Annotated in this window: 11 protein-coding genes and 4 pseudogenes; 10 read left to right on the top strand and 5 right to left on the bottom strand. The window is 68.5% G+C overall.

The genetic code is table 11. The annotated features are described in order from the left end of the window. From ACWDYJ_RS34260 to ACWDYJ_RS34250, 3 genes and pseudogenes are all read left to right on the top strand, one after another. Window positions 1-289, top strand: a pseudogene (locus ACWDYJ_RS34260) (hypothetical protein); the annotation flags it as partial. A 324-nt stretch (window positions 290-613) separates the two neighbouring features. Next, the gene (locus ACWDYJ_RS34255; RefSeq protein ID WP_451569515.1) at window positions 614-1,507 is read left to right on the top strand and encodes a ParA family protein; all 894 of its coding nucleotides are present in this window, start codon (window positions 614-616) and stop codon (window positions 1,505-1,507) included. Then, window positions 1,507-2,442, top strand: a complete 936-nt coding sequence (locus tag ACWDYJ_RS34250) for a hypothetical protein (RefSeq protein WP_451569514.1) — start codon at window positions 1,507-1,509, stop codon at window positions 2,440-2,442. Before ACWDYJ_RS34255 ends, ACWDYJ_RS34250 begins: the two co-directional genes overlap by 1 nt. A gap of 94 nt (window positions 2,443-2,536) precedes the next feature. On the opposite strand, the pseudogene ACWDYJ_RS34245 reads toward ACWDYJ_RS34250, so the two are convergent. After that, window positions 2,537-3,739, bottom strand: a pseudogene (locus ACWDYJ_RS34245) (IS3 family transposase). 110 nt (window positions 3,740-3,849) lie between these two features. Between ACWDYJ_RS34245 and ACWDYJ_RS34240 the strand changes: the two are divergent. The 4 genes from ACWDYJ_RS34240 to ACWDYJ_RS34225 all read left to right on the top strand — a co-directional run bounded on the left by ACWDYJ_RS34240 (window position 3,850) and on the right by ACWDYJ_RS34225 (window position 6,984). Then, window positions 3,850-4,257: a hypothetical protein gene (locus tag ACWDYJ_RS34240; protein WP_451569513.1), complete on the top strand. Its 408-nt coding sequence runs from the start codon at window positions 3,850-3,852 to the stop codon at window positions 4,255-4,257. A gap of 119 nt (window positions 4,258-4,376) precedes the next feature. Beyond that, window positions 4,377-5,117, top strand: coding sequence for an ATP-binding cassette domain-containing protein (locus ACWDYJ_RS34235; protein WP_451569512.1), 741 nt, complete (start codon window positions 4,377-4,379; stop codon window positions 5,115-5,117). 2 nt (window positions 5,118-5,119) lie between these two features. Further along, window positions 5,120-6,382 carry a DUF7224 domain-containing protein gene (locus ACWDYJ_RS34230; protein WP_451569511.1) on the top strand — a complete coding sequence of 421 codons (1,263 nt, stop codon included), beginning with the start codon at window positions 5,120-5,122 and terminating at the stop codon, window positions 6,380-6,382. Further along, entirely contained in the window at window positions 6,379-6,984 is a 606-nt protein-coding gene (locus ACWDYJ_RS34225; RefSeq protein WP_451569510.1) for a hypothetical protein, read from the top strand. The genes ACWDYJ_RS34230 and ACWDYJ_RS34225 overlap by 4 nt, the downstream gene beginning before the upstream one ends. Window positions 6,985-7,076: 92 nt before the next feature. On the opposite strand, the gene ACWDYJ_RS34220 is transcribed toward ACWDYJ_RS34225, so the two are convergent. Genes ACWDYJ_RS34220 through ACWDYJ_RS34210 form a run of 3 tightly spaced genes read right to left on the bottom strand, consistent with a single transcriptional unit; the run spans window position 7,077 to window position 8,931 of the window. Continuing rightward, on the bottom strand, window positions 7,077-7,604 hold the full coding sequence (locus ACWDYJ_RS34220; RefSeq protein ID WP_451569509.1) for a hypothetical protein: 528 nt from the start codon (window positions 7,602-7,604) through the stop codon (window positions 7,077-7,079). After that, on the bottom strand, window positions 7,601-7,918 hold the full coding sequence (locus ACWDYJ_RS34215) for a hypothetical protein (RefSeq protein WP_451569508.1): 318 nt from the start codon (window positions 7,916-7,918) through the stop codon (window positions 7,601-7,603). The genes ACWDYJ_RS34220 and ACWDYJ_RS34215 overlap by 4 nt, the downstream gene beginning before the upstream one ends. Then, window positions 7,915-8,931 carry an AraC family transcriptional regulator gene (locus ACWDYJ_RS34210; RefSeq protein WP_451569507.1) on the bottom strand — a complete coding sequence of 339 codons (1,017 nt, stop codon included), beginning with the start codon at window positions 8,929-8,931 and terminating at the stop codon, window positions 7,915-7,917. The genes ACWDYJ_RS34215 and ACWDYJ_RS34210 overlap by 4 nt, the downstream gene beginning before the upstream one ends. A 144-nt stretch (window positions 8,932-9,075) precedes the next feature. On the opposite strand from ACWDYJ_RS34210, the gene ACWDYJ_RS34205 reads away from it, so the two are divergent. Together ACWDYJ_RS34205 and ACWDYJ_RS34200 are read left to right on the top strand one after the other, a co-directional pair. Beyond that, window positions 9,076-9,792 carry an SDR family oxidoreductase gene (locus ACWDYJ_RS34205; protein WP_451569506.1) on the top strand — a complete coding sequence of 239 codons (717 nt, stop codon included), beginning with the start codon at window positions 9,076-9,078 and terminating at the stop codon, window positions 9,790-9,792. A 386-nt stretch (window positions 9,793-10,178) separates the two neighbouring features. Next, window positions 10,179-11,065: pseudogene (locus tag ACWDYJ_RS34200) on the top strand (IS982 family transposase). Window positions 11,066-11,239: 174 nt separating this feature from the next. On the opposite strand, the gene ACWDYJ_RS34195 reads toward ACWDYJ_RS34200, so the two are convergent. After that, the gene (locus ACWDYJ_RS34195) at window positions 11,240-11,416 is read right to left on the bottom strand and encodes a hypothetical protein (protein ID WP_451569505.1); all 177 of its coding nucleotides are present in this window, start codon (window positions 11,414-11,416) and stop codon (window positions 11,240-11,242) included. Window positions 11,417-11,577: 161 nt separating this feature from the next. On the opposite strand from ACWDYJ_RS34195, the pseudogene ACWDYJ_RS34190 reads away from it, so the two are divergent. Further along, window positions 11,578-12,695 (top strand): annotated as a pseudogene (locus ACWDYJ_RS34190) (mobilization protein); the annotation flags it as partial.

Below are 12,695 nucleotides of genomic sequence, written 5' to 3'. Positions count from 1 at the left end.
CGGCATGGCCCCGGCCCACTCCGGCGTCCACGTCGAAGCACGCCAGCCCGACGGATACGGCTTCACCCTGCTCCGCCTCGGCCCGTACACCCAGACCTGGCTCGCCTCCCGCGACGCCGACCGCCTCACCACCGAGCTGGAGGGCCAGGCGGCCACCGTCGTCCCCGGGTTCACGGTCACTGCGAAGAGAGCGCCGTTCGACTTCGGCGACCGCGAGAACTACAGCGACCCGTACCGGGCCGACGCCGCAGTGCTCCTGGCCGCCGCCCTCGTCGGGGCGTGCGGGTGACCGACGACGGGGCGATGCCCGCGCCCTGGACGCCCTCACCCTCAACTCTTCACCACCGAAGCCCTGTTCCCGGCACACGCCGGGGACAGGGACTTTCTCTCTTTCAGGCCCGGGTGCGTCAACTCCGCACCGCCTCTCACCCGATCGATCAAGGCGTCGGAGGAACGACTCCCCAATTGGGGAGTGATGGCTACATGCCAGTCCTGCCAAGGCTTCCGGGTATGCCAAGATGCCCTTGCCGCGCAGGGTGCGGCCCACACATGAGTTACGAAGAAGGGCACACCCGTGCTGAACCAAAGTCCAGCGCAGCCGATCGAGCCTCCTGTGGGCAGCATCGTCGTCGGTACGGGGAAGGGCGGCGTCGGCAAGAGCACCGTGGCCGCGCACCTCGCCGGTGAATCCGCTGCATCCGGGCACCGGACTCTTCTCATCTGTGTGACGGGTCAGGACGACGATGACCTCGGCATCAAGCGGTTCAACAGAGGCATCCACCCCGATGGCCCTTCCGTCATAGACGGTGAGGGTCTCTACACCGCCCTCCACGACCGCACGCCCCTCCGGCCGATCCGTGAAGTACGTCCGAACCTGGACGTGATGCCTGGCGGCCCCAAGGTCGGCGAGATAGACGGCCTCCTGATGCTGCGCACGCTTCAGGAAGGCGCCGGCGTCGTCATGTCCCTGGCCCAGGCGCTAGCCCCGATCGCCCCCGCCTACGACCGCGTCATCTTTGACAGTGCCCCAGAGAAGGACTCGCTGGAGCAGCTCGTGCTCGCCGCTGCCCAGTACCTCATCGTGCCGACCCGCTCCGACGACTCCTCGGTCCGCGGCATGGAGCGCATCAGCAAGAACTTCAAGCTCGTGAAGAGCCAGGTGAACCGACACCTGCAATTCGCCGGTGCATTCCTCTACGGCTCGAACCGTGCGGCCACGTTGATGCACGCCGCTGTCTACGAGGACATCCGCACGGCGCTGGGCGAAGGCACTCCGATCCTGGACACGATCGTGGGCTACCGCGAAGTACCTGCTCGCAATGCTCGGAAGAAGGGGCTGCTGTTCGGCGAGTACGCCGAGCTGCTCCCGACGAGTGCGACCACCTACGACGTAAAGGCCGGCCGCGCCACCTCAGCTGACGTGGTGCCGGACACGATCCTTCCGCTGGCCAAGGAGATGCGGGAACTGAGCCAGGAGATCTTCGACCACACCAGGAGGGCGGCCTGATGGGCCTGTTCGACGTCGACGAAGCAGACCAGCAAGCCCAGGGCGGGGGAGGTCTCTTCGGCGGAGGTCTGGTCGCAGCAGCCAGCGCGGCGAGCGTCGTGGTCAAGCCGCTGCCCGGCACTGCGCTGGCGCAGATTCCGGCGCCGTACCAGCCCCACAGCGAGGACGAACTCTCCGACCAGGAGAAGCAGGACCTCGAAGCCTGCAAGGCCGGGGTGGATAACCTTCGCAACGCGTTCTGGATCGCCGGGAAGTCGTTCGAGACCATGAGCACGGCGAAGCTGCACCGTGAGGAGAACCCGAACTTCGCCGAGTGGGTCTGGAACAACTGGGAGGTATCCGAGTCCCAGCTGTACCGGCTCATGGACGAATGGCGCGTGGGTGAGGCGCTCGCCAACCTCGGGCACAAGCCTCTGGAGTCGCAGGTCCGCATGCTGCTCGAAGTGCGCCGCCAGACCAGCGACAAGATCGCCATCACGGTCTACGACACCATCGCCCGGTGCGTGCCCCGCGTCACGGGCGAGATCGTCGAGAAGGTGGTGGGCAAGCTCGGCTTCCTGCCGAAGGACGTGAACGCCGCCGATGTCGGCCGCCGAGTCCGTGAGCTCCTGGCCGCCTCGGAGAAGCCGGCCGACGATTCCGGCAAGGGCAGGGATGTTCCCGACATCAGCTCTCTCGGGCTCGACTCCCCAAATGGGGAGTCGAGCCCGAAGGCCGGCAATAGCAAGGCCGACCCTCTCGCCGCGAAGGACATCGAGCGCCTGGAGGCCGCACTCGCGTCCCTCCAGGAAGCAGCGAAGAGGGTGAACAAGGCCGTCGCCCGCCGCGCGATCGAAGCCCAGCCTGACGTCGCTGCTCCGCTCATCGTAGCCATCGGCACGACACTCCAGCAGATCGACCGGGCGGTTGCGATCCGGCTGCCGAAGCAGGAGTAGTCTCCGCGCTTCGCGCGCACTTCGATGGCCCGCGACGGGAGCCCCGGCCGGTCAGGGACCGGTGAGGGGCCTTGACCCCGGATATTGAACACGTCTATGCGGCTCGGGTCAGGGTGGTTGTTGCTGGTTGGAAGTCGTTCTCGTAGGCGATCGGAGATCGCTGACCGAGGCGGGAGTGCCGGCGCCGGGTGTTGTATCGGGTCAGCCAGCGGAAGGCGTCGAGCCTGGCCTCACGCTCGCTCGACCAGGCTTTGCGGCCCTTTGAGTGTCTCTCTCTTGAAGGCGGCGTTGAAGCTTTCCGCGGCGGCGTTGTCCGCGCTGGACCCGATCGCGCCCATGCTCTGCCGGATCCGTGCTGACCTGCAGATTTCAGCGAAGGCCCGACTCGTATATTGCGAGCCGTGATCGGTGTGGATCACCGCTCCGGTCAGGCTTCCGCGGGTCCGTTCGGCGGCCCTGAGGGCGTCGATGACGAGCTCTGTTCGCATGTGGTCGGCGATGGCCCACCCGGCCAGCCGGCGTGAGGCGAGGTCGATGACGGTCGCGAGGTAGAGCGGCTTCGCGCCGCTGACCGGCAGGTATGTGATGTCGCCAGCGTACTTCGTGTTCACCGCGGCCGCGGTGAAGTCACGTCCGATCAGATCCGGCGCCTTCGGCGCCGCCTGGTCCGCGACGGTGGTCCGGTGCCGGCGGCGCGGACGGACTCCCTCGAGTCCGATGCTCCGCATGATCCTGGCGACGCGTTTGTGGTTGATCCGTTCGCCCTCGTCGCGGAGCTCGGCGGTGATCCTGGGGGCGCCGTAGGTGCCGTCGGAGTCCTGGTGGACCTTGCGTATCCGGGCAGCGAGCCCGGCTTCGACGTCCTGCCGGGGGTGCGGCCGCGGTGCGGCGCCAGTAGTAGAAGCTCGAGCGGGAGACCCCGAGAATGTCGCAGAGCCGCTTCACGCCGTGACGGCGCTGGTAGTCCTCAACGAACTGGCAGCGGGTCACCAGCGCGTCTCTCCCGCGAAATACCGGGCCGCCTTGCGCAGGATGTCGCGTTCTTCCTCCAGCTCGCGGATCCTCTTCCGTGCCGCGGCCAGCTCCGCCTGAACGTCGTCACCGCCCGCCTGAGCAGCGGCGGCGGCGCGGAGCGGGCGCCGGGGCGGCGCCCGTCTGCGGCCCGGATCCAGTTCCGCAGCGTCTCGGTGTTCACCCCGAGATCAGCGGCGACCGACCTGATCGTCGCTCCCGGCCTCGACCGGTACAACGCGACCGCGTCCGCCTTGAACTCGGCTGGGTAGTGCTTCATCCCCACGGGGACTCCGTTCTCCTGGACCATCAAGATCCGAGTGTCTCCGGTGTGCAAAATCCGGGGTTAGGGCCCTTCAGCACTCCGATGCGGAGTGCCCAATCGAAGGGACAAGCATGGAGATCAATCGCCAGAGGATCGCCGGCCTGATGGCAGGAGTGGCGCTGGTCGGCCTGGTCGGGGCAACCCCCGCACAGGCTGAAGGTTCACGTGAGACTTGGATCACCCAGTGGGCGCCCGGCAAAGAGTCCAGCCGCTGGACGGACTACAACAACGACGGCGCCTGGACGGGCGTCTACTTCCAGGGCTGCAGCGTCGATTCGAGCCAGGGCTTCAACCGAGCCGGCCTGCAGCTTTGGAAACACCAGGACTACCGCCTGGACATCAACAAGGGATACCGCGTCAACTACTGCGGCTGGGTCGACTGGAACGACCCTAACGACGCCGGTAGTTACTACTTCCGGCTGGACAGCCTGATTCACGGTGGCTACCTGTGGGTGGACTACGTGAAAATCGGCTGGTAACACAACACTCCTGTGAGCGCGGGTGTCCCGGCGGTCTCAGCGCCGGGACACCCGAGCTCTCCATAGTCCCACGACATGCCGCCGCTGTTTGGTGGGGCGGCGGATTGCGCGCTGCAGACATGGCTTTGGTATTCGATGACATCGCCTTCCGGTACGGGAGGCAGTCGCCGGTGTTCACCGGTTTCACGCTCACGGTCGATGCCCCCGCAACGGTGCTACTGGGCCCGAACGGGGCGGGCAAGTCCACCCTGATAGCCCTCGCCGCTTCCCAGCTCACACCAACGGCGGGGACTGTGAGCTTCAACAAGCTGCGCCCTGATCGACGCACGCGGGCGGCCTACCGCAAGAGCGTGGCGTGGATACCCCAGCACATCACACCGATCCCCGGCCTCACCGTGCGTGAGCAGGTCGCCTACGCGGGCTGGCTCAAGGGCATGAGCCGAGGTGCGGCCTGGGAGGCCTCCGGCACCGCGATCGATCGGGTGGGGCTGGGCAAGCTCACAGACCGCAAGAGCCACCAGGTCAGCGGAGGCCAACTGCGGCGTGTCGGCATCGCCGGCGCCCTGACCCACCGCAGCGAGCTGATCCTCATGGACGAGCCCACCGCGGGACTTGACCCGCAGCAGCGCCAAGTGTTCCGTCAGCTGGTGGAGACGCTGTCCTCGGCGGTGCGGGTTGTGGTCTCGACCCACCAGACCGAGGACCTCGCCGACCTGTACAGCCAAGTGATCGTCCTGGACCAGGGTGCTGTCCGCTTTCAGGGAAGTCCCGCGGACTTCCACGCCCTCGCCCCAATGGCCGGGGGAAGCCGCGAACGAGCGGAAGCCGCCTACGCGCGACTCGTCGGGCAGGAGGCCTGATCATGCTGACACGCACGATCATACGATCCTCCTCCGCGACGATCATGTTCTTCCTGCTCACTGGATTCATTGCCTTCCTGCTCAACGACACACTTACCAGCTTCGTGACCCACGGCTACGGCCCCTCTGCCCTCGGAAAAGCCTCCATGGCACTGCCGTTCGCCGCAGCGGCATGCGCGGGCAGCGCCGCGTGGGAAGCGGCCCGTCTCAAGCGGGGCCGGGTCTTCTACCAGGCCCCCGTACGAGGGCGGCTGGGCATTGCCCTGCCCGTCCTCCTGCCTGTCTGGCTGATGGGCGTCACCGGTATGGGCGTGGCTCTGGTGATCTCTTCCACCGCTGTTGGTGCGGTGCCTCCTCTCTCACATCTGGGGATGCTCGCCGCGCACGGGTTGCTGCTGGCGGCAAACGTTCTGGGCGGGTACCTTCTCGGCTCCGTCCTGCCGGCCCTGGCCGCCGCCCCTCTCGGCCTTGTCGCGGGCTTCTTCCTGATGGCGTTCCCCGCCTCCTGGGAAAGTTCATGGCCGCGCCAGCTCGTCGCTGGAGGCTTCGGGAGCTGCTGCTCCGTCGGAAACGTCATCAGCCCGAAGGCCGTCTGGGTCGCCGTCATCTTCGCTGCGGCACTATGTGCTGCGGCCCTGGCCGTCATCCACCGCACGTCCCTGACCACCACCGTGCTCGCGCTCGTGCTGATCGTCGGCTCCGCTGCCGTTGCCATCCCTCTTGCCAAGCCTCTGGGCTACGACCCCGTCATCGCACGCGACACCTCCGAGCTGGTCTGCAGCGCGCAAGGCGAACCACGGATCTGCCTCTGGCCGGAGAACGCCGACGACACAACGGTCATCAGGCAGACGCGCACTTACGCGGCCCGAATGAAGGAGGCAGGCCTGGCCATCCCCCCTAGCCTCACGCAGAACCGCAGCCCCAAGCCAGGCGAAACCACCTTCGGCATCAACGAGAGCCCCCGCCCCGAAGACCTCGCAGCCAACCTGGCGAACGCTGTCCTTCCCCCACTGCCCGCCTGCGCCCGCGCCACGGGCAAGTTCGCCGCCTACCCCGCCCGCGCACCCCTGATGGCCTGGCTCATGGCCATCGCCAGCCAGTCCCCGCCCAAGCCAGGCCGATTCAGCCCGGAGGAAGCGGCCCTCGCCCAGAAGGCGCTTCAGCAATCCCGCGAGACACAGCTCGCCTGGTACGAAACGAACCGCCAGGCCCTGACCACCTGCGACCAGCCGCCGCGCCTCGATCCGGCCGGAGCCGCACAGTGATCTGGTGGCTCCGCTCACGTGCCATATCGGTCCTGGCCGCCAGCACACTGCTGACAGCCCTCGCCAGCCTGGTCATCGGCAAGGTCGAACTCCCGATACCCGTCCTTGCGGGCCAGGCCGGCACGTTCCTCCTGGCGGACCTCATCACGGTCCTGCCTGCCGTCATGTGGCTGAACGGCACGGGGCGTGCCGCCACACCCACCGAAGCCACCGCCGTACGGCCCGTACACCGCTGGGACACCACGCTGGCCGCCGGACTCGCCACAGTCGCCCTCGCCGTAACCAGCGCCGCGCATCTCCTGGGCATCTCCGACATCGCCGTGGCGGTCGGGCGCAACACAGTTGCCTACCTCGGACTCGCCCTCATCCTCAACCCGGTCGTCGGCCAGCGCGTAGCAGCACCACTCACCGCAGTCTTTCCCTTGATCTGCGCGGCCGCGGGATGGCGCGCAGGCGGTGGAGCAGAACCATGGGCACTCATTCTGCACCGCGCAAATTCCCTGCCGGCGCTCGTCGCCAGTGTCGCTCTCCTGGGTGCGGGATGTGTCCTCAGTTTCACTCGGCCGCCCCAGGACGGTGGCCGTTGGCTGCGGCGAGGCTGACCGCTGCCGATCACGGGCCGACGTATGCGCAGGGTCCGTAGCGGCGGCGTGGGGTGGAGACCGCGCGACGGCGGCCCGGCGCGGGACAGGCTCTAGTCGATGCCCTTGAGGTAGACGCGGCTGTTCTGGTCGTTGATGGGTGTCACGGCGGCGTGGAGTTGGTCGATGTTGTCCTTGCAGGGTGCGCACACCTGGGCTTTGCGGGTGTTGGGCAGTGAGTCCGGCTCGGGGAGGCCGAGGTGGGCGAACGGTGCGACGGGTACGGATTCTCCGGCGAACGGTATTCTCCTGGGCTGGACCGGCTCCTCGGGTTTCAGCTGGGTGAGGAAGGCATCCACCTCGCTGGTGGGCAGGACGAAGGCGAGGAGCAGCCCGTCGCCCTGGAAGCCTCTCTGCTGCGCGGCTTTGGCGTCGGTTGCGTTTGCCGGGAGCTGGAGGCGCAGCTGCTGCACTACCCCGTCCACGGTGGTTTCCTCGGTCCAGTACGGCAGCTGCCGGCCGGGCGTGCGGCTGCCGCCTTCGACGGGGTCTGTCGCAGCTGAGCATCCGGCGGTGAGTCCGGCGAGCACCATGAGGGCGGCGCACAGCAGGATCGGCCGGGTCGGTCGTCGGGTACTCATCGGGCGGCCTCGTTGCGGCCGATGTCCGTGCGTGTACCGTCGCGCCCGGGCTCCTTGGGATCGGGCCAGGTGGTGCGCGAGTTCAGGTCGTGCTGCTGCACGGAGCTGCTTCCCCTCATGTCGAACTCCCCGGCCTGCCCCGTGGTGTGGAAGCGGGCCATGTCGGCGTCGGTCACCGAGGTCGGGCCGATGGGTGTCTCCTTGCCCGGATCCCAGTTGTACCGGTCCCATACGTTGACCTGGTAGTCGTAGCTGACCTGCGGCTTTCCGTCCGGGCCGGGCACCGCCGTCACCACGCCGGTGGTATTCGTCATGGCGCTGCCGATGGCCAGGTACCAGTTGCGGTTGCCGCCGTCGACGTGCTCATAGCCCCGGCCGGACGTTTCCACCCGCGTGGTTCGTCGTCTGCCGCCTTGACCTGCTTGCGGTAGGCCCCCGGCGGCGATCCGAAGTGTCGTTTGAAAGCTTTGGCGAAGGCGAACTCCGACGTGTACCCCGTGTGCTGCGCGATTGTGCTCAGCGGGGCCGGCGATTGGTGCAGCAATCGCGCCGCGGTGGCCATCCGCCAGTTGGTCAGGTAGGTCAACGGCGGCTCGCCAACCACCGAGGCGAAGCGGCGGGCGAACGCCGCGCGGGACAGCCCGGCGCGGGTGCCCAGCGACTCCACGGTCCAGGGATGGCCGGGATCGTCGTGGATCGCTTTCAGGGCCGGGGCGACTGCCGGGTCGGTCAGCGCGGCCGTCCAACCCCGGGTCCGCTCCTTCGGCAGTTCGGCGTACCACGACCGGAGGATGTACAGCAGCAGCAGATCGATGAGCGCCGTGACGACCGCGTCCGAGCCCGGCTGCGGCGCGTGGAACTCGGCGCACAGCTGATCGACCGCCGAGCGCAGCACCGGGTGGCGGCCCGGAACCGCGGGGAGGTGGATGACCTCCGGTAGATCGCTGAACAGCGGGTGCGGGCGATCAACGTCGATCGCGTACGCGCCGCACACCAGCACCGTGTGCGGCCCCGGTCCGTCCACGGTGACCTGGCCGATCGGCGAGGAACGGTCCACGCGCTCCGGTACGAAGTCCACCGGATCGCGGCCCGGCACATCGCACAGGGTGTGTCCGCTGCCGCGCTGCAGGAACACGATGTCGCCGGGGCCGAGCGCGAGCGGTTGGCCGTGCGGTGGCAGCAGGTGGCAGTGTCCTTCCACGACCACGTGGAATCCGGCTCCTGAGATGGGTTGGAACTTCAGGGCCCACGGGGCATGCGCGTCGGTGCGAGTCACCATCGGGCGTCCCGTGCGCAGGACTTCGAGGGTGTCGCTCAGGATGTCCATAGCGCCACTCTAGTGCCTGCATGGCGAGACGATATGACAGGGAATCGAGATCTCAAGTCATTCACCGTCTCGATGTGGAGGCGTACGTTCTTGCCATGGCGGTTGCCGAACCCCCGGCACTGCATCGACGAAGGAATGGATCCCATGTCTCTGGCTGGCAAGAAGATCGTGATTATCGGTGGAACCTCCGGCATCGGCTTCGCGGTAGCCCAACAGGCCGCGGCGGCTGGCGTGGACGTCGTGGTCGCCTCCAGCAATCAGGACCGCGTGGACGCTGCGACGAAGAGGTTGGGCGAGCCGGCCGAAGGCCGCCGCCTGGACGTCGCCGACGGCAACGCCATCGCCGCGTTCTTCGAGCAGGTCGGGGAGTTCGACCACCTCGTCTACACCGCGGGCGAATCTCTGCTGATCAAGCCGTTGGTCGACACCACCCCGCAGGAGGCCAGGGCCGTCTTCGAGCGCCGGTTTTGGGGCGCGTTCCTCTCCGCCAAGTACGCTGCACCGCGACTGCGCGACGGCGGATCGATCACTTTCAGCTCCGGCGTCCTCGCGATCCGCCCCCTGTCCGGAACCGCGCTCACGGCAGGTATCACCGGCGGCATCGAGGCCCTGTCCCGGGCACTCGCCGTCGAACTCGCCCCTCTGCGCGTCAACGTGATCCAGCCCGGTGTGATCCGCACCGAGCTGTGGGACGGCAGTGTCCCGGACCCCGAGGCTTTCCTCCAGGGCGCCGGGTCCGAGCTGCTCACGCGGCGTGTCGGCACTGCCGAGGAAGCCGCGGCGGCCTATCTCTTCGTCTTGTCCAACGCCTACGTCACCGGCACCACGCTCGCGATAGACGGCGGCGCGGCACTGGTGTGACATAGGCGCCACGCATAACAGCCAACGGAGCAACGCCGCACCGACGCGACGCGTTCCTTGCCGCGGCAGTCGACGACGCGGCCGACCAGACGTACGGATCCGAACCGCCCGGCCCGAAGCGGAGATCCGGTCGACCTGACCGTCCCGGAGATCCGCCGCCTGATCGGCGCACTGTTCAGCCCGCCGATCACAGCCCTGAACGCACTCCTGCACTGGTCGAACTGGCGCAGAAGCCACCAAGCTTCGGCACGTCGCAGCCATTACCGGCAGCGGCTCTCCGCCCCCTCCAGCGCGTAGATCGCGAAGTCACACAGGAGTACTAGACGAGTCATTCCGAATGCTGACGATGTGTTCGGGAACGCAGACAGGGCGTCCAAGATCGTTGTGTGACGAACAACCTAGACGCCCTGCTGACCGCACTCTACGTGAAGATCGATGACGAGATCGGAGACACCCGGTGGCTGGGCCGACCGCCGAGGTTGACGGATTCCGAGCTGGTCACCCTTGCTGTCGCGCGGGCAATGCTGGGCTTCACGTCGGAGTCGCGGTGGCTACGGTTCGTGGACTCCCGCCTGAGCTCGATGTTCCCGTACGTCCCCAAGCAGCCGGGCTGGAACAAGCGGCTGCGAGCCGCGTTGCCGCTGGTCAAGAAGGTGATACGGCTGCTGGCCGTCGATACGGACTTCTGGTTCGACCCGCACTGGATCGTCGACTCCTGGAATGCGGTCGTTCGCGTCCGACCGTGAAGCGGTCGGACATGGCCGGCTGGGCCGGATACGGGTACTGCGCCAGCCACAGCCGGTTCTTCTGGGGCCTTCGCCTCTTCCTGGTCTGCACCCCGGCCGGGATGCCGATCCTGTGGGCCCTGGCGAGCCCGAAGATCGACGAGCGGGAGGTACTGACCGCGATGCTCGACCGCGAACCGAAGACGGTCACGGACCGGCCGGGCCTGCTCGTGATCTCGGACAAGGGCTTCGCCTCGAAAGAGTTCGAGGCCGACCTGGCCTTGCGGGGTGCCGAGTTGCTGCGTCCGTCGTTCAAGCGCGAGAAGGAGCGCAAGGGCGAGAGCCTCCTGAAGTCGGTACGGCAGCTGATCGAGTCGGTCAACGACACCCTCAAAGGCCAGCTCGACCTGGAACAGCACGGAGGCCGGACCTTCGAGGGTGTCGCCGTCCGCGTCGCCCAGCGCGTCCTCGCGATGGCCGCCGCGATCTGGCACAACCACAAGACCCGCCAGCCGGTCACACGATCACTGATCGCCTACGACCACTGATCATTCGGAATGACTCGTCTAGTACGTAATGGGGACAGTAAGCCCCCGGGACGCCGGAAAGCCGGTAGCGGCTGGCACGGATTATGAGGGGCCTTGGGTGACGGTCGGCGCGGACGGGAATTCGAGTGGGCGGCGTCGTGAACGACAGGCCGGTGAGCCACGGAAGAAGCGGTTCTACGTGTCGTTCAGCGACACCGAACTGGCGGTGGTGCGCACCGCTGCGGGGCGGGAGGGGATGGCGTCGGCGGCGTGGGCGGGGCGGCAGGTGATGGCGGTCGCGCAGCACACCTCGGTGCCGGTCTCCCGGGACGCCGGGATGTGCTGCGGGAGTTGGTCCAGGCCCGGGTGCACCTGCGGGAGACCGTCGCCGCGCTCCGCGCCTTGACCGCCACCGGCCCGGTCGGGGCGGGCCTTCCGGAGACGGCCGCCACGGTCGTGGCGGAGGCGTTGGCGGCGGTGGCCCGGGTGGATGAGGCGACGGTCCAGGTGATGCGGGAGAGGCGCCCACGGTCGTGAAGCCGAAGAAGGCGGAGAGCGGCTCGACGACCGCCGATCTCCTCGCCTACCTCTTCGGTCCGGGCGAGCGCGACGAGCACGTCGACCCCCACCTCGTCGCCGGTTGGGACCCGGATCTGCCGTGCCCGGCCCGCGACCCCGCACGCATGTCGCTCGCCGATCTGGCGCTCCTCCTGGACGCCCCCGTGGAAGCGCTGCGCGGCCCGAAGCCGGAAGAGCACGTGTGGCACGTCTCGGTCCGCAACGCGCCCGGCGACCGGATGCTGTCGGACGCGGAATGGAGTGAGGTCGCCGCCGCCATGGTGCACGCCGCGGGCATCGCCGAGCACGGCGACGAACAGGCCTGCCGGTGGATCGCCGTACGGCACGCGGACGACCACATCCACCTGGTCGCGACTCTCGCCCGCCAGGACGGTCGGCACCCCCGCGTGCGCGGCGACATCCGCGCGATGCACACCGCCGCCCGCGTCTTCGAAGCCCGCTGGGGCCTGACCCCGATGTCGCCGCTCGACCGGACCGCGCGCCGCCGCCCGGTCACCGGCGAGGCGGAGAAGGCCGCCCGCCGCGGCCTCGCGGAGACCGCCCGGGAGTCCCTGCAGCGCACCGTCTGCCAGGCCGCCGCCCTCGCCCACGGCGACACGGATTTCCTCGACCGGCTCCGCGACGCCGGGCTGCGTGTGCGCGATCGCCGCGACGATGACGGCGCGCTGGTCGGGTACTCGGTGGCGTTGCCTGGGGACCGCGCGGACGGCGGCACCCGCCCGGTCTGGTTGGCCGGATCGACGCTCGCCTACGACCTGTCCCTGCCCCGGGTCCGCGAGCGCTTCGACCCCACCGTGACCCCGGCCGACTGGGCGCTGGCCGAGCACCGGATCCGGGAGGCATCGACGCTCCTGGGCCGCGCCGGGCAGGACGAAGGCGCCGGGGATGTCGCGGCCCTCGGCGATCTCCTGGCCGTGGCCACCGCTCACTCCCCGGCCCTGGTCCGCGACCGCGTCCAGGCAGCGGCCGACGCGTTCGAGCAGGCCGCCCGCGCCCCCGGCGCCCGCAGCCTGGAGGGCCGCGCGCGGGCCGGATGGCGCGCCTCGACCCGGGCGCTGGAGCGGGGTCTGGC

The sequence above is a fragment of the Streptomyces sp. NPDC003042 genome, assembly GCF_053591315.1.
This window is presented reverse-complemented; position numbering and strand designations above follow the sequence as displayed.